The 15,693-nt window shown below is 58.9% G+C and carries 13 protein-coding genes; 7 read left to right on the forward strand and 6 right to left on the reverse strand.

Translation table 11 applies throughout. The features are described from left to right. Window positions 1-84: 84 nt before the first annotated feature. Window positions 85-1,224 (reverse strand): 5-(carboxyamino)imidazole ribonucleotide synthase, encoded by a 1,140-nt coding sequence (locus tag RBB62_RS00110; RefSeq protein WP_309395815.1) that lies wholly within the window; start codon window positions 1,222-1,224, stop codon window positions 85-87. Window positions 1,225-1,341: 117 nt separating this feature from the next. On the opposite strand from RBB62_RS00110, the gene RBB62_RS00115 reads away from it, so the two are divergent. Further along, window positions 1,342-1,788: a c-type cytochrome gene (locus RBB62_RS00115; RefSeq protein WP_309395817.1), complete on the forward strand. Its 447-nt coding sequence runs from the start codon at window positions 1,342-1,344 to the stop codon at window positions 1,786-1,788. 281 nt (window positions 1,789-2,069) lie between these two features. On the opposite strand, the gene RBB62_RS00120 is transcribed toward RBB62_RS00115, so the two are convergent. Continuing rightward, window positions 2,070-2,801 carry a hypothetical protein gene (locus RBB62_RS00120; RefSeq protein ID WP_309395819.1) on the reverse strand — a complete coding sequence of 244 codons (732 nt, stop codon included), beginning with the start codon at window positions 2,799-2,801 and terminating at the stop codon, window positions 2,070-2,072. A gap of 332 nt (window positions 2,802-3,133) precedes the next feature. Between RBB62_RS00120 and RBB62_RS00125 the strand changes: the two genes are divergently transcribed. Beyond that, complete coding sequence (locus RBB62_RS00125; protein ID WP_309395821.1) at window positions 3,134-5,314, forward strand: chondroitinase-B domain-containing protein; 2,181 nt, start codon at window positions 3,134-3,136, stop codon at window positions 5,312-5,314. Window positions 5,315-5,442: 128 nt separating this feature from the next. On the opposite strand, the gene RBB62_RS00130 is transcribed toward RBB62_RS00125, so the two are convergent. Continuing rightward, window positions 5,443-5,673, reverse strand: a complete 231-nt coding sequence (locus RBB62_RS00130) for a hypothetical protein (RefSeq protein ID WP_309395823.1) — start codon at window positions 5,671-5,673, stop codon at window positions 5,443-5,445. A 172-nt stretch (window positions 5,674-5,845) separates the two neighbouring features. Between RBB62_RS00130 and fusA the strand changes: the two genes are divergently transcribed. From fusA to RBB62_RS00145, 3 genes are all read left to right on the forward strand, one after another. Next, on the forward strand, window positions 5,846-7,951 hold the full coding sequence (gene fusA / locus RBB62_RS00135; RefSeq protein WP_309395825.1) for an elongation factor G: 2,106 nt from the start codon (window positions 5,846-5,848) through the stop codon (window positions 7,949-7,951). A gap of 169 nt (window positions 7,952-8,120) precedes the next feature. Then, window positions 8,121-8,483 (forward strand): winged helix-turn-helix transcriptional regulator, encoded by a 363-nt coding sequence (locus RBB62_RS00140; RefSeq protein WP_309395827.1) that lies wholly within the window; start codon window positions 8,121-8,123, stop codon window positions 8,481-8,483. Between the two features lie 96 nt (window positions 8,484-8,579). Then, complete coding sequence (locus RBB62_RS00145; protein ID WP_309395829.1) at window positions 8,580-9,227, forward strand: FMN-dependent NADH-azoreductase; 648 nt, start codon at window positions 8,580-8,582, stop codon at window positions 9,225-9,227. On the opposite strand, the gene RBB62_RS00150 is transcribed toward RBB62_RS00145, so the two are convergent. The 3 genes from RBB62_RS00150 to RBB62_RS00160 form a co-directional block, all read right to left on the reverse strand. Then, complete coding sequence (locus tag RBB62_RS00150; RefSeq protein WP_309395831.1) at window positions 9,228-9,704, reverse strand: DUF6882 domain-containing protein; 477 nt, start codon at window positions 9,702-9,704, stop codon at window positions 9,228-9,230. Window positions 9,705-9,984: 280 nt separating this feature from the next. Further along, window positions 9,985-10,575: a uridine kinase family protein gene (locus RBB62_RS00155; RefSeq protein ID WP_309395833.1), complete on the reverse strand. Its 591-nt coding sequence runs from the start codon at window positions 10,573-10,575 to the stop codon at window positions 9,985-9,987. Window positions 10,576-10,893: 318 nt separating this feature from the next. Further along, window positions 10,894-11,907, reverse strand: a complete 1,014-nt coding sequence (locus RBB62_RS00160) for an SAM-dependent methyltransferase (protein WP_309395835.1) — start codon at window positions 11,905-11,907, stop codon at window positions 10,894-10,896. A gap of 832 nt (window positions 11,908-12,739) precedes the next feature. Here RBB62_RS00160 and RBB62_RS00165 point away from each other — a divergent pair. Together RBB62_RS00165 and RBB62_RS00170 are read left to right on the forward strand one after the other, a co-directional pair. Continuing rightward, a complete protein-coding gene (locus RBB62_RS00165; RefSeq protein ID WP_309395837.1) occupies window positions 12,740-13,174 on the forward strand; it encodes a hypothetical protein in 435 nt (144 codons plus the stop codon). 96 nt (window positions 13,175-13,270) lie between these two features. Beyond that, window positions 13,271-15,460 (forward strand): protein-disulfide reductase DsbD family protein, encoded by a 2,190-nt coding sequence (locus RBB62_RS00170; RefSeq protein WP_309395839.1) that lies wholly within the window; start codon window positions 13,271-13,273, stop codon window positions 15,458-15,460. The last annotated feature ends 233 nt before the right edge of the window (window positions 15,461-15,693 follow it).

Here is a 15,693-nt window from a genome sequence, read left to right on the forward strand (position 1 = left end):
AGGCAATCGGGAATTTAACCACCGAGGACGCGGAGAACTCAGAGATGTCGATTATTAGGCTCTGCGTCCTCTGCGGTTAATGTTCTAAATCAGCTTCGCAAAGAGCGCGTCCGCCGTGGCGATGGCTTCTTCGATGGTGTCCTTGAGGACCGTGAAGTGGCCCATTTTGCGGCCGGGGCGGGGCTCGCCCTTGTCGTAGAGGTGGAGCTTTACATCGGGGTCGGCCAAGAGTTCGGACCAATCCGGGTCGCCGTCATGCCAGACATCGCCGAGCAAATTGACCATCACCGTCGGGCGCAGGAGGCGGGTGTTGCCGAGCGGCAGGCCGGTGATCGCGCGGATGTGCTGCTCGAACTGGCTGGTCTGGCAGGCGTCGATGGAGTAGTGGCCGCTGTTGTGTGGGCGCGGTGCCATCTCGTTGACAATGACCTTGCCGCTGCCGCAGACAAACAACTCCACCGCCAATAGGCCGACCACGTCGATGGCCTCAGCCACGCGGAGCGCGAGCTCCACAGACGCAGTCAGCGTCAGTTCGTCGAGGCGGGCGGGCACGATGCTTTCGTGCAAAATATGGTTGCGGTGAATGTTCTCGGCGACGGGGAAACAGCTGGCCTGGCCGTCGGGGCCGCGGGCGACGATCACCGAGCACTCAGCCTCGAAGGGCACCCAGGCTTCGACGACGCCCAGCGGCATGTCGAGGCCCTGCCAGATCGCGGCGAAGTCGGCGTCGAGCTCGGTAATTTTCACCTGGCCCTTGCCGTCGTAGCCGAAGTCGGCGGTCTTTAAAACACAGGGCACGCCGAGTTCTTGCGCGGCTTGGGCGAGCTCCTCGGCGCTGGCGACGACGCGAAACGCCGCGCAGGGAATGTCGTTGGCCTTGAGGAATTCTTTTTCGCGGCGGCGGTTCTGGCAAATGTGCAGCACGTTCGCGCCGGGGCGGACGGGCGGGCCGGCGTTGGACACCGTGTCCACGGCCTCGCGGGCGACGTTTTCAAACTCAAGCGTCACGACATCGCAGGCTTCGGCAAATTCTTTGAGCGCTGCCTCGTCGTCGTAGGTAGAGTTGACCTCGCTGTCGGCGACCATTGCTGCGGCCCCGCCGGCCTTGGGCTCGAACACGCGGAAGCGGTAGCCCATTGCGCGGCCAGCCAGGATGCTCATGCGCCCCAGCTGTCCACCGCCCAGCATGCCGATCGTTGCGCCTGGCTGATAAATGTCGCTCATGACCCCAACAAGGTTTTCGCCCACGCCCGAAAGGCAAACGAATTTTTTCCAATCGGTAGGGCGGACGGGCAACGTATTCTGCTTGGCCTCGGGTGAGGCTGTGTTTCAATTGGCGGCATGAAATTGGCGGCATGTGCTTTGGTATTTGGGGTAGCAGGGGTGCTCGCGGGTTGCGGAGATTCGCCTTCGGGCGGCTCGAAGAAGGCTGCGCCGCCGCCGAAGCCGCTCACGCTGGACCAAGTCGAGCGCAATGGCGCGCAGCTATATGGGCTGCATTGCAAGGCCTGCCATGCGGATAAGGGGCAAGGCGTGCCGGGGATTTTTCCGCCGCTGGCTGGCAGCGCGCGTTTGGCATCGCCGCAGCATTTTGTCAATGGCCTGCTCTTTGGCTTTCCGCCGGTTGGGGAGCCGGGTACATCGCCGTGGATGGGCGAAATGCCGAAGTTCTCCCAGCTGAAAGACGAAGACATCGCCAAGCTCGCCACCTATGTGCGGCAAACGTGGGGTAATGCCACGGACGAAATTACGCCGGGGCAAGTTGCGCTGGAGCGGACGAATCGCTAGGGAGTGTTTTCAAATTAAAACTGCTGATGGAACGAATAAAAATGAATGCCGCGCCAGGCGGCTTGAACGAAGTGCACTGCAAGTGCGTGAGTGAAAAGCCAACGCTGCGACCTTTCATTTTGACCGTTCAGGCCCCGGATGGCTTTTTCCCATCAGCTTCGTTATCTTTCGGCCGAAAGGCTTCCAGCCTATTCAACCTCAGATGCCTCGCTGATTGGAAAAAATCCATGCCGCCATCAACAGCTTTAATTTGAAAACACTACCTGGGGCTAACGCCGCAATCAGTGGCGGCGACGCAAGATGGCCAGCGTGAGCATGCCGAGGCCAGCAATCGCTGCGTAGGTGCGTGGCTCGGGGATGGTCTCGACGGTCAGGACTGGAGCATAGCCGGGGGTGGTATTGTCTGCCGAGGCAAAGGCCGGTGGGTTGTTCGTGGGGCCTGATGGCGTGAGGCGGATGAAGGCATAGTCGCCTGCCGTGGCACCTCCGTCGTATTGATCCTGTAGCCAGCTCGCGAGCGAAATGCTGCCTGCGGCGCTGGTGTTGACAGCTTCGTCGCCAGGGAAAGGTTGGTTGGTTGTAAAGGTGTAGTAGTCGGATTGGATTAAGTCGCCATTACCTGGCGATGTGCCAAAGCCGTAGTCGGTCAGTTCCACAGCGTTGCTAGCGCTGGTGCGCATGCCGTAGATGGCGATGTCGTAAGGGTAGCCGCCGTCCGGCTGCAAATAGCCGCCATTGGTCAACTGGGTGTAGAGATTGGCGGTGCTGATTGCTTGCCCACCTAGATCGGGCAGCTCAAACACCAAGACGCCGACCAAGTCGCCTTGGTTGAATTGAAAGTTATCGTTAGCGAGCGAAAGGTTGGTCTGCGTGACAGACCGAAACACGGGTGCAAGAGAATCATTGAGCCCGATTCCGCGGTCTGAGGGGTCGCCGGTGACGTTGAACACGGCGGCATGGGTGGAGAGTGCGGCGCCTAACGCCAGTGTGGTGATTGGATATACAGATTTCATGCGGGGGTATTAGTATTTGATCTCATTTTGCGCGGTGCGGCTAATTGAGTCAAGAGGATAATACATCGATTGATTCGATTCTTGCCTCTGCTCATAAATGTGCCTTGGGCGAGGCACCGGTTTCGTTTACGGCGGAGGGTGGCGATCCGGCGCGAAGGGGATAGGCCTTGTGATCAACGTTTGCCTGTCGCTTAATAAATATTAAAATGGGCATTGACATGCCTGATGCGAAACGATTGCTTGTTGCTGGCTGGAAATTGCTCATTTCGCTGCTTTTGCTGCTGACCCCTGGCGCGCTGGCAGATGCTTCACCCCTAACTCCCTGAAAGAATATGAAGAACATGTTGACCCCGCATTGGCGCTTGGTGGCGCTTGGCGTAGGCCGATTGAAAGGCCACTCTCTACTCTCTTCCGCTGCTCAATTGAGTGGTTTTGCCCTGTTGACCATGACTTTTCTGACGCCGTTGCATGGCGCGACTTACACCGTTGATTCCGCGGCAGACGTTGCTGCGCTGATGACTGGTGTTGGCGCTCCGCAAGCAGTTTCAGGCGATGAAATCGTATGGGAAAATGGTGTGTATGACTCTGAATCCGTTACGCTTGCTGGCGTTGACGGCATCACGCTGCGAGCGGAAACGCCCGGCCAGGTCGTTTTTACGGGCAGCAGCTTCATCAACATCGGCAGCGATGACAGCACGGTGAGCGGTTTTGAAATTCAAATACCCGACGACATCGATCCTGCGCTGCCAGATGATTTCTACAACAAAAGCAACGTCTTCCAGTTCCGGGCGGGCGATAACGACGACCACGCGCACAACTCCCGAATCAGCAACTGCCGCATCCGCGACTTGCGCACCGGCGCCTCGTATTTGGGCGGGCACAGCTGGGTTGTTTTTTACGGTCGTGGCAACACTGTCGATAACTGCAACTTTGAAGGAAAACGCAGCGAAAGGTCGTTAATAATTATTTATTTTTACACCGAAACTGGCGGATCAGACCGCGGAGGCGAGCATTCGATCCTCAATAATCACTTTGTCGATCGCCCCATTGCGAACCCGGCGGACGATGATGGCAATGAGTGGGAAATCATCCGCATCGGCGACAGCAGCGCCGTTTGCATCGATGCCGGCATCCTGGTGGCGGACAACCTGTTCGAGCAGTGTGACGGCGAGATCGAGGTTGTTTCGAATAAGAACAGCGCAAACCTGTTCTTAAACAACACCTTCCGGGATTGCGATGGGCAGCTGACGATTCGTCAGGGCAGCGATTGTCTGATCGAGGGCAATTATTTTATTGGCACGGGCAGCACAAAGGAGGGCGGTATCCGCGTGACCGGCGAGGATCACGTGATCGTCAATAACTACTTTGAAGATCTGCAAGGCACGGGCCATCGCTCGGCGATTTCCGTGATGGCGGGGCAGCTGGATTGGGATCCGGGCAACGATTGCATTTCAGTGGGCGGTTACCGTCCGGTGGATGATGTGCTTATTGCCCACAATACGATGGTGGATTGCAAACGTCCCTTCGAGTTCGGCTCGGGGAGCAACAGCACACGCGATCAAGCCCCGGATAACGTGACCTTGGCCAATAACGCGGTTCACAGCTCCAGCTCGCATTCCTTGCTGACTTACACGATGGCGGCATCGGGCGTCAGCTACTCCGGCAATGTTTTCTACCACACCTCTGGCGTTGGTGAGCTCTTCTCCGGTGCCACGCCGAGCTACACTAGCGCGGACATATTATTTGACGACCCCGAGCTCTCGCCGGACGCCACACTTGGATTTTATCGGCCTAGCGGTAGCAGCCCAGTGCTCAATGCTGCGGTGGTCAACTATGCCGAGGCCGGTCAGGATATTCTGGGCAATGGCCGGCCGTCGACGGGGCGGGACGTTGGCGCGGAAGAAGTCTCAGGCGCCACGGTTACCGGCGCAAACCTGCGTCCGCTCGTCGCGACGGATGTCGGCTGCACCTGGGGGGACACGCCTGGTCCGGGCCCGGTTGTGTCGCAGACGGTGACCATCAACCCGGTGGACGACGCCTATGTGCGCGGGGGCATTCATGCGGACACCACCTTCGGTGCCACGGATTCCCAATCGCTCAAGGTTGAACTCTCCACCTCTAGTGATTACGACAAGCGCGCGTTCCTGAAGTTTGACCTCAGCGGCGTGACCGGCACGGTGACGAGCGCAACCGTCCGTCTGAAAATTGAGAGCATGAATACGGGCGTGAAAAACAACCTGCGCCCGGTCACTGACGACAGCTGGGGCGAGTGGTCCATCACCTGGAACAACAAGCCGGGCTACGGTAGCTCCTTCGGTACCTACACGCTGCCGGGTGCCGATCAGTGGATCGAGTGGGACGTGACTGATTTCATTAACGCGGAAGCGAGCGGCGATGGCGTGGCTTCATTTTGCGTGCTGCCGCATTCCTCCACGGTTTACCTGGATGCAGCTTACTACTCGGCGGAATGCGGCAGTGGCGACCGCCCGGAATTGGTGGTCACCTACGAGTAGGCTGGCTTTGCTTTGAAAACACTCCCTAGCACGTCGCCTGGGCTCGAGGGCTTCCGCCAGTTGGAGGCCCCGGGCCCGGGTTTTCATTGTCTCGGAGGCGGGAAAGTTATCCGCTTGACGGGTAGGCGTTAGTTGCCGATGGCGCCTTCCATCTGCTCTTCCTCATACTGGTTGAGCAAGCCACCCTCTTCCATGCCTTCGACGTCGTTGGATTGGCGTTGGCCAAGCTCTTTGGTGATGGCACCGGTGCTTTCGCTCATTGGCTCCTGTGAGAGCACTGCCTTCTCGCTGGCGTCTTCGTAAGATTTGCAGCCGACAATAAGCGCAAGGAGGGGCAAAATTAACAGAATGTGCTTCATGGGCGAGAGATTGACGACCCTGAACGCCTGGACAATGGAAAAATGCGCTCAGCGCCGAAAAAATGCCCCAAATGCGCGGCTTTAAGAGTTATGCTTGTCAAGCGCGCAAATTTTTGCTCCTTGGAGCGTTCTTTTGGCTCCATTAGCCGCGAAATCCAAACAGTAAACCACCGTGACAGATCTATCCATATACCGAAACATCGGCATCTTCGCCCACGTTGACGCCGGTAAAACGACGACGACCGAACGTATCCTGAAGCTCACCGGCAAAATTCACAAGCTGGGTGAAGTTCACGATGGCGCGGCGACGACTGACTTCATGGAGCAGGAACAGGAGCGCGGCATCACCATTCAGTCCGCCGCCACGACTTGCTTCTGGCCCGGCAGCACCCAGCAGTGGGAGCCGCATCGCTTTAACATTATCGACACCCCTGGGCACGTTGACTTCACCATCGAAGTTTACCGCTCCCTGAAGGTTCTCGACGGCGGTATCGGCGTGTTCTGTGGTTCTGGCGGTGTTGAGCCTCAGTCGGAAACCAACTGGCGCTACGCCAACGACTCCAAGGTCGCCCGCGTGATCTACGTCAACAAGCTCGACCGTATCGGTGCGAACTTCTACAACGTGGTCAAGCAGGTGAAGGAAGTCCTCGGCGCGAAGCCGCTCGTCATGGTTCTGCCGATTGGTGAAGAAAGCAAGTTCACCGGTGTGGTTGACCTGCTGACCCGCAAGGCTTGGGTTTGGGACGACTCCGGAGATCCAATGAACTACGAGCTTCAGGATGTTCCGGCCGACATGGTCGACGACGTCGAGAAGTACCGCGAAGAGCTCATCGAAACTGCTGTTGAGCAGGACGACGACATCATGGAGAAATACCTCGGTGGTGATGAGCCGACGATCGAAGAGATCAAGAAGTGCATCCGCAAGGGCACCATCGCGCTCGACTTCTTCCCGACTTACTGCGGTTCCTCCTTCAAGAACAAGGGCGTGCAAAACGTGCTCGATGGCGTGGTTGAGTTCCTGCCGAACCCGACCGAAGTTCCGCCTCAGCCGGAAATGGACCTCGAAGGTAATGAAACCGGTAAGGTCGCCACGGTTGCTGTCGACAAGCCTTTCCGCGCTCTCGCGTTCAAGATCATGGACGACAAGTATGGCGCCCTGACCTTTACCCGCATTTACTCCGGTAGCATCAAGAAGGGCGACACCGTTCTGAACACCTTCACCAAGAAGACGGAGCGCATCGGCCGCATTATCGAAATGCACGCTGACGAGCGCAACGAAGTCGACGGCGCACAGGCTGGCGACATCGTGGCTCTGCTCGGTATGAAGAACACTCAGACCGGTCACACCCTCGCCGATCAGGACGATCCTGGCACGCTTGAGCCGATGGTCTTCCCGGATCCCGTTATCAGCATCGCTATTGCTCCGAAGGACAAGGGTGCCGCTGAAAAGATGGGCATCGCCATCGGTAAGATGGTCGCTGAAGACCCGTCCTTCCGCGTTGAAACCGACGAAGACTCCGGCGAAACCATCCTTAAGGGCATGGGCGAGCTTCACCTGGACATTAAGGTAGACATCCTCAAGCGCACCTACGGTGTCGAGGCTACCGTTGGTAAACCGCAGGTCGCCTACCGCGAGTCCATCCAGAGCCCCGTCAACGACAGCTACACCCACAAGAAGCAGTCCGGTGGTTCCGGTCAGTTCGCTAAGATTGACTACACCATCGAGCCGGCTGAGCCGGGTGAAGGTTACTCCTTCGAGTCCAAGGTTGTTGGTGGTAACGTGCCGAAGGAATTCTGGCCGGCCGTTGACAAGGGCTTCAAGAGCTCGATCGAAAAGGGTGTCCTCGCTGGCTACCCGCTCGTCGACGTGAAGTTCACCTTGAACGATGGTGCCTTCCACGCGGTTGACTCCTCGGCGATTGCGTTCGAAGTGGCTGCCAAGGCCGCTTACCGTCAGTCGATCCCGAAGGCTGGTCCGCAGATCCTTGAGCCGATCATGAAGCTCGACGTGTTCGTGCCGGAAGACTACATCGGTGATGCCATTGGTGACCTCAACCGTCGCCGCGGTATGATCAAGTCTCAGGAGCCGACCAACACCGGTATCCGCATCAAGGCTGACGCGCCGCTCGGTGAAATGTTCGGTTACATCGGTGACCTGCGTGGCATGACCTCCGGTCGTGGTCAGTTCTCCATGGAGTTCTCGCACTACGCACCGGCTCCGCGCAACATCGCAGACGTTGTCATCGCCGAAGCCGCCAAGCGCAACGAGAAGAAGTAGCAACCTACGGTTGCATCCAATCATTTTCGCATTGCGAAAATCTATGGGTGCAGCGGCACGCTGCAGTTACTTTGTAAAACAAAGCTCCCGGTTAATTGCGGGAGCTTTTTGTTTTGGACGGCTTGGTCGTGAGCTTGCGTTGACGCCGAGGTGTGGTATCAGTGGGAGTATGAAAGGGCAGCCCAGTGGTCGACCGAAAGCGCCGGAGGTCGTTGACCCACTACAGGAGCAATGTGGTGTGCGTGCGGCTTTGGATGTCATCCGCGGGCGTTGGAAACCCTTCATTTTATACGAGCTGCATTTGCGCCGTTGCCGGTATTCGGAGCTACAGGCGGCAATGCCGCAAGTTTCTGCGCAAGCCCTAAGTAAGCAACTACGCGAGCTTGAGCGCGATGGCATTGTTGCGCGGCGGGTAACGGAGGACTCCCCTCCGCGCACCGTTTACGAATTGACCGAGTATGGCTGGACCTTGGGTGAGCTCATGGATCGTTTGGAAGAATGGGGAAACGACTTCCTTAAGCGTCGCGGCTAAGATAAAAAACACTCCCTAAGGCGTAACTCACAAAAGTGTGAGTAGCTCACATTTTTGGGACTACACCATGCCCGTGGGTTTGGTTATACTGGGTGCATGGAAACACTACTCGTCATTCAATCCAGCGGACGGCATACGCGGTCCATCACGCGGCGTCTCACTGGACGCTTCATAGAGCAATGGCGCGCCGCGCACCCCCAAGGCGTGGTCGTCGAGCGCGACGTTACGGACAACCCGCCGCCTGTGGTAAACGAAAGCTGGATCGCCGGCGCTTACTGTGCACCTGAAGAGCGCACCGGCGCCATGCGTGAGGCTTTGGCCGTGAGTGATGAGGTCGTCTCTGAAGTTCAGCGCGCGGACACCATCGTCATTGGAGCGCCAATTTATAATTTCGGTTTGCCTGCTCAGCTCAAGGCGTGGGTGGATCAGCTGGTGCGCGTCGGCGCTACCTTTCGCATCGACCCAACACAGCAACCCGCCTATCAGCCGCTGCTGGTAGCCAAGCCAGTGAAGGTGATCGTCTCTGCGGGAGACGCCGCGCTGCACCCTGGTGGCGAGCTTTGGGCAATGAATCACCTGGAGCCCTATTTGCAGACGGTGCTGGGATTTGTGGGGCTGACTGATGTTGAGTTCCTCCGCGTGGGTAACGCCGAGTTCCGCGACGACGCCATGCGTGCCTCCATCGAAGCGGTCGAGAACCGCATTACCAAAATCTGTCAGCCTGGAGACGCGTTGGCTGTCTAATTAACCCTCGGTCTGCACTGCCGCTTTTTCCACGATGCGGTAGTCGCCAAAAGTCATGAAGAGCACCAAGTTGCCCGTGGGGGCGCTGTAGGCGCCTTGGGCGTCGGCAAGCCCACAGGCCAGCGCGGTGAACTCCCAGCACTGCGCCTCGTCGTCAATTTTCACCTCAGCGGTCGTCAGCTCCGCAATGCCTTTTTCCTGACCATAGGCGCGGACTTTGTCGGCGTCTTCGGTCAGCGGCGGGCGCACGGTGTTGTTATCCCACGACCACTGCCAGACTTTTTCCGTCGGAAAATACGCGCCGATGATCTGCACCGGCGCGGAGATGAGCATGTCGTTGGGCGACTCAAAGCCGATTTGCCCTTCGACTTGGTCGAGGACAAATTTGGACTCGTTGAGGCCCCAGGCGATCTCGTGCGCCTGAGATTTTACCTGAAGATCCTCCAGGCACTGGGCGATGAATGCTTGATGCGTCATGACGCCCACCGTGCAGCTTATCCCGTGCCCCGACGCGCGGTAGGTAAATTCATAAGCGCGGGCAATGACGTCGAGAAGCGAGAGGGCGCGCGCTAATTCTGGTAAGTTCGCCCTTCGTCTAAAAGGTAGCGCAGGCGCGTTTCGCGCCGCACCCCATGCTGACGGCAAAGGTAGGGCACAGTCTCCAGACAAGCCGCCCGTTGTAGTGGCATTTTCGCAGTGCGAAAAGCAATCGGTCCAGCAGGATGCTGGCGGCTTGTCTGGAGACTGCGCCCTACCTTTAGTCGGCCAGCAACGCCCGCACCCGCGCGACCACCTGCGCCAGCGCGTCATCCCACTCCATCCCGTCGACGACTAAATCCGCCAACGCTTTTTGCGGCGCCACGTATTTTTCGTGCATCGGGCGGACGGAGGTCAGGTATTGCTCGACGACGTCATCCACATCGCGCCCGCGCTCATTGATGTCGCGCACCAGGCGCCGGGCCAGGCGAATATCGTTCGGGCAATCGACATACACGCTGAAGTCCAGCCGCTCGCGAATCGCAGGCCAATGCAGGGGGAACAGCCCTTCGATAATCAGCAACTCGAAGTCCGCGGAAAACGTCTCATACCCCGCGCGCGAATGCGTGTGGTAGTCATAAATCGGGACCTCCACATCGCGGCCGTTGGCCAGCGCCTCCACCACGGGCAGCAACAGCTCTTCCTCCAGCGCCTCGGGCGCATCCCAGCTTTTCACGGGCGGCCCGCGATAAAACCGGTCAATGCCCAGCTCGGCCACCTTCACATCCGTCAACGACTTCACCAGCCGCCGCGTCAGCGTGGACTTGCCACTGGCGGTCCCGCCACAAATGCCGATGATGCGCGGTTTCATTAAGCAGTGATTATTAATCTTTGCCGCGTGGTATGCGAGTTCATTTCATGCCAAAGGCAGCGCCCGTTATCCTTAGCGGGCACAGCGTTGCCTCAATGAGGTAGCGCGGAGCGTCCCCGCTCCGCAAGCAGCGCCAAGGATGTAGCATCAGTTCGTGTCGGCGGCTGGGTGCAACCCGCTATCATCGGAACCTTCGAACGCTTGCCTCAATCCTTGCGGAGCGGGGACGCTCCGCGCTACCTTTGCCAGATAGACGAAAGCTCCCTTGTATGGATCTGCCCGTTAAGGATAACGGGCGCTACCTTTTGAGGCATCACTTCACGCCCGCTGCTGTTCCAGCGTCTGGAAGGCGCCGCCGGCGGCGAAAGGGTCGGCGAGAAAGGCGAGGGCGGGGTCGAGTTTGGCGCGGGTCTCGGCGTCGGGGAGCCAGTGGTTGAGGAAGCCCGCTTGCGGCAGCAGAGAAACGGTCGTCCAGCCGAGCTGCTCGCCCCAGCGCTGGAGGTCGGCAAAATTCACGTCGCAGGTCAGGTCTTGCTGGCCGGCGTGGGCGTAGATTTCGGCACCGTCGATGCCTTGCTGGTTGCGGTAGGCGCGGACCTCGCTCGCGGGGTAGGCGGCACCGTAGTCAATGGTCAGCAGGCGGCCGCGGCGCCAGTCGGCGAGCTCGGTTTCGAGCCACGCGTGGTAGCTGGGGTGAATGAAAATGCGCTGGCCCTGACGCGGCTTGGCGGGGGCATCGGCGTCGACCGGGTCGTTGAATGGCAGCAGGCCTTCGACGAGCTCGCCGTCGACGAGGCGCAGGCCGACTTCGCGCCAGTCCTCGCCGTCCCAACAGAGTTGGCGGGCTGGAAAGGCGTCGACGAGTTCATTGCTAAAAATAATGGCGCGGCCCTCGGCGGCGGCGAGGGCGTCGGGGATGCCGTCGCGCACGGTGAAGCCCAGCTCCGCTGCCTGCGGCGCGAGCGCTTCGCGGAGCCCGGGCGAGGTCTCCACGGCGGAGTAGGGGACCTCGGGTACGCCAATTTTTCGCCACGCGGTCAGCACGGATTTCGCCAGCGCGCCCACGCCGGCACCGACCTCGACGAGGTGGAATTCGTTGTCGGGGAAATCTTCTTTTGCCCGCGCGAGCGCCCAGCGGGCAATGGCTTCGCCGAAGGCCGGGCAGAGTGTGGCGGAGGTGGAAAAATCGCCCGATTTACCTACTTGGCGGACGGACGCGCCGTAGTAGCCGTGGGCGCGGTCGTAGAGGGCGAAGCCCATGAACTGCGCGAAGGTTATCGCGCCGCCTGCGCGGTTGATGATGTCTGCGAGCCAGGGTTCACATTTGGGCATGAGGGCAGGGTGGAGGCGGGCGTTGGCGGGTGCAATGGAAACCTTCGGGTGTGGGTGGGTAGCGTGGGTGAGACGTTGTTTTTTTAAACAGGAAGATCGGGAAGCTTGGGAGGCGAAAAGAGTAGTGGGGATTTTTAACTACAGATATCGCAGATAAGCGCAGATGCGGTGGGGCAGGTTTTTTTGAACAGAAGGCAGCAAAGGTCGCAAAGTGGTGAGGCAAGACTGAGGGGCAAAATGTGTGGGAGGGTGTTCGGCGAGGCTGAGAGGGAATATATTGGACGCCTTAAAAATATCCGCATGTTCACTTTTTTTGTTGTAGTGTGTCTAAAAATTCACATAATCGAATTTTCACTTATTTACCGCCATGAAAACATCTCCCAGCCATCAGCAAAACCCGCCTTAGCGTGCGGGTAGTCGAGTCAATGTGCGTGAACGCATTCGTGTTCGCGTGGTGTTTGAACCGACTGGCAGCGCCTTAAAACGCTGCCGACAACGGGGCTCATTCGACACGCCGCAGGTGACAGCTGCCGCGCTGGCCGACGCCCCCAGGTTTTAATCCGCCCCATCCGGGCGGCAGACGCCGCGTGAGCTTATGCCAGCTTGCGCCCGCAATCCGCATAGTCATTTCGCGTGGATTGCCTTTCGCCGCATTGACGTTAACGCAGCCGACCCAACGGGCTGCGCGCCCTCCTGCATTGCGCTGCAATGATCGGGCGGGCTGCCTGATGTTCCTTGAAAGTTAAAATCGCTGATTTACCCCCCCCCCCGCCCCCTGGGTAGGCTGCGGATTCGATTCGCCTATTGCGAAAAATGCGCTAGGCTGGCGCTCATGATTCGTTGGATGATTGTTTTGAGCGCCGCGTTGATGCTGTGGGGCTGCGGCTACGATGTGTATTACACGCCGCTGAATAATCCAGTGACGCCAGCGGGCGAGGCCATCGCGGAAGGTGTGGTCGCGCGTGGGCCGATCAGCCCGGACGAGGTGACGCTCTTCCTGGTCCAACGACCGGAGAAGCGCTACCGCGAGCTTGGTATCATCACGATTCCGACCTTTCAAAGTATACCGGATCAGCAGGCGCTGTTTCAGCTATATCGCGCCAAGGCGGCCGAGATCGGCGCGGACGGCGTTATCATGATGGAGCCGCAAACGACGCTCGATACCTACACTTCGCCGACTTACGTTGCGGACTGGGGCATTATCTACCAAGACACGGTGCGCTCGCGGTCGATTTTTCGCGGCATGGCAATCCAGTTTTTGGAATGACCGGGCGGTGGCTTTTGACGGGGGCATTCGACAAGCATCGAACAATGTGTTAAGAATCTTGTCAGGATGCCAAACGCTCTGCGACGTAATGGACTCATGATGAAATTTTTGCGATTGTTCGCCTTCTGGCTGCTTGGCCTGGGTTGCTTAAACGCGGTGCCTCAGCGCAGCCAGCATGTCGAGGCCGAGCTGGTCTCCTACGTGTCGAGCGTGCAGCCGGGCGCAAGCTTCTGGATCGCCCTGCGGATGAAGATGGACCCGCATTGGCACGTGTATTGGGAGAACCCTGGCGACGCCGGCATCAAGACGACGGTCGCCTGGCAAGACGTGACCGAGGGCGTGACCATTGGCGACATTCACTGGCCGACGCCCAAGGTTTTCGACCAGGCGGGCATCATCAACTACGTGTATGAAGACGAGGTCTTCCTGATGATGCAGGTCAAGGTGTCGCCGGACTTTTCCGGCCGATCGCTCGACCTGAAGGCGCGTGCGGACTGGCTGGAATGCGACGACCAGATGTGTGTGCCCGGCGGCGTGGATTTGGCGCTGAGCCTGACGGTCTCGAGCCGGAGCCCCGAGCTTTCGCAGTGGGCCAAGGCCCTCGATGAAACCCGCGAAAACGCGTGGCCCAAAGCCTTGCCCGATGCGTGGACCGTGACTGCCAGCGAGGCCGGTGACTCGGTCACCGTGACGCTGACACCGCAGGGTAAAGCCATTGGCTTCGATCCCGGCGCGCTGACGTTTTTCTCCGTCAACGCCTACATCGATGCGGCCGCCGAGCAGAAAGTCGAGCGCAGCGCCGAGGGCGTCATCACGATTGGCCTGACCAAGAGCGAATTTTTCGGTGGCGGCGCGCAAGCGACCTTGCCCGCTGTGATCAAGGCGGCCAACGGTTGGCTTCCGGGCAGCGAAGCGACAGGGCTTTCGGTCGATCCGTCCTTGTCCGAAGACGCGGTGCCTGCACCCGCGCCAACTGGTGATGCCGGCAGCGATGTCGCGGCGGACTCTGGCGGCTCCTGGGTGGCGTTGATCCCGTTGGCTTTTATTGGTGGGATGATCCTGAATTTGATGCCCTGCGTGTTCCCGGTGATCGGGCTCAAAGTGATGGGCTTTGTCAGCCAAGCGGGCGAATCGCACCGCAAGGTGATTATCCACGGGCTGGTTTATACGCTGGGCGTGTTGGTGAGCTTTTGGGCGATCGGGCTGCTCTTCGAGCCGGTGCACCAGACGTTTGTGGCCTCGGGCGATATCTCGGGGGGCTGGGCTTCCTGGCTGACGCCGAAGTTTGTGACCTTCCTGATCATCCTGGTTTTCGTGTTCAGCCTCAGCCTGAGCGGGTTGTTCGAGATCGGCGTGACTGCGGTTGGTCTGGGCTCGCAATGGAGCTCGCGCGCGGGCTTGGCGGGCACGTTTGCTTCGGGCTTGTTTGCGGTGGCTGTGGGCGCTCCGTGCGCCGCGCCGTTCCTGGCCCCGGTGCTTGGCGCGCTCGTAAAGACCTCATTTGTGCAGCGCGAACTGCTGTTGACGGTCATCGGGCTCGGGTTGGCATTCCCGTATTTGCTGTTTTCCTTTTTCCCGCAACTCACCCGCAAGCTGCCGAAGCCGGGTCCGTGGATGGAGACGTTTAAGCAGGGCATGGCGTTCCTGCTCTACGCGACCGTCGCGGCGCTGGTGTGGGTGCTGGCCGACCAAGTCGAGCCCTACACGCTGCTCGCGGTGCTGTTCGGGCTGGTGCTCGCGGCGATGGGCTGCTGGGTGTTCGGCCGCTGGGGCACGCTGCTGAAAAGCAAGGGCGTGCGCATGACGGCAACGGTGGTTGCCCTGGTGCTGGTCGTTGGGCCGCTAGCGTTTGCCTGGTCGAAGATCAGCGAGGACGAGCGCCGCGCGGCGTTGATCGAACAGGCCAAGGCTTCGGGCGAGCAACTGGACTTCCTGGTCTGGGAAAAATGGTCGCCGGAAACCGTGGAAAAACTCCTCGCCGAGGGCCGCCCGGTTTACATCGACTTCACCGCCCGTTGGTGCGCCACCTGCCAAGTCAACAAGCGCGTTTACAACGATGTCGCTCTGGTGCGCGAATTTCAAAAAGACAACGTGGCGACGCTCAAGGCGGACTGGACGGATCACAACCCGGAGATTGCCCGCGCGTTGTCGGAGTTCGACCGTAGCGCCGTGCCGTTTAATATTTTATACATCCCGGGGCGCGACAAACCTTTAATATTGCCTGAATTGCTGACCGACGCGAATGTCCGTGCTGCTCTAGCGGAGATTGATGGCTCAGCGCGCTAAATTTGTTCCAGAGCAGTTTTTACTTATTGCTTGGGGCGAAATTTCCTGAGTCGAATGGATTTTACCAGTTTGATAATGCTGTTTAGAAGCTTTTCTGAAAAATACCTCTAAAAAAAGATAAATTTGGGCTAAAGCATTTATTCTTTGGGACGATTATTCCAACATTAGAGAATTTTCTCGGGCGCAAGCCCGACGGAATGATAACACAGTAGAGATGGCGGGAGGTCCCCCTT

Source organism: Cerasicoccus maritimus (assembly GCA_031296935.1).
Lineage (GTDB): Bacteria > Verrucomicrobiota > Verrucomicrobiia > Opitutales > Cerasicoccaceae > Cerasicoccus > Cerasicoccus maritimus.

Bases quoted from the DNA above. Each gene is read 5' to 3' on its own strand.
- RBB62_RS00110 (WP_309395815.1), bottom strand. From the start codon at position 1,224: ATGAGCGACATTTATCAGCCAGGCGCAACGATCGGCATGCTGGGCGGT.
- RBB62_RS00115 (WP_309395817.1), top strand. From the start codon at position 1,342: ATGAAATTGGCGGCATGTGCTTTGGTATTTGGGGTAGCAGGGGTGCTC.
- RBB62_RS00120 (WP_309395819.1), bottom strand. From the start codon at position 2,801: ATGAAATCTGTATATCCAATCACCACACTGGCGTTAGGCGCCGCACTC.
- RBB62_RS00125 (WP_309395821.1), top strand. From the start codon at position 3,134: ATGAAGAACATGTTGACCCCGCATTGGCGCTTGGTGGCGCTTGGCGTA.
- RBB62_RS00130 (WP_309395823.1), bottom strand. From the start codon at position 5,673: ATGAAGCACATTCTGTTAATTTTGCCCCTCCTTGCGCTTATTGTCGGC.
- RBB62_RS00140 (WP_309395827.1), top strand. From the start codon at position 8,121: ATGAAAGGGCAGCCCAGTGGTCGACCGAAAGCGCCGGAGGTCGTTGAC.
- RBB62_RS00145 (WP_309395829.1), top strand. From the start codon at position 8,580: ATGGAAACACTACTCGTCATTCAATCCAGCGGACGGCATACGCGGTCC.
- RBB62_RS00150 (WP_309395831.1), bottom strand. From the start codon at position 9,704: ATGACGCATCAAGCATTCATCGCCCAGTGCCTGGAGGATCTTCAGGTA.
- RBB62_RS00155 (WP_309395833.1), bottom strand. From the start codon at position 10,575: ATGAAACCGCGCATCATCGGCATTTGTGGCGGGACCGCCAGTGGCAAG.
- RBB62_RS00160 (WP_309395835.1), bottom strand. From the start codon at position 11,907: ATGCCCAAATGTGAACCCTGGCTCGCAGACATCATCAACCGCGCAGGC.
- RBB62_RS00165 (WP_309395837.1), top strand. From the start codon at position 12,740: ATGATTCGTTGGATGATTGTTTTGAGCGCCGCGTTGATGCTGTGGGGC.
- RBB62_RS00170 (WP_309395839.1), top strand. From the start codon at position 13,271: ATGATGAAATTTTTGCGATTGTTCGCCTTCTGGCTGCTTGGCCTGGGT.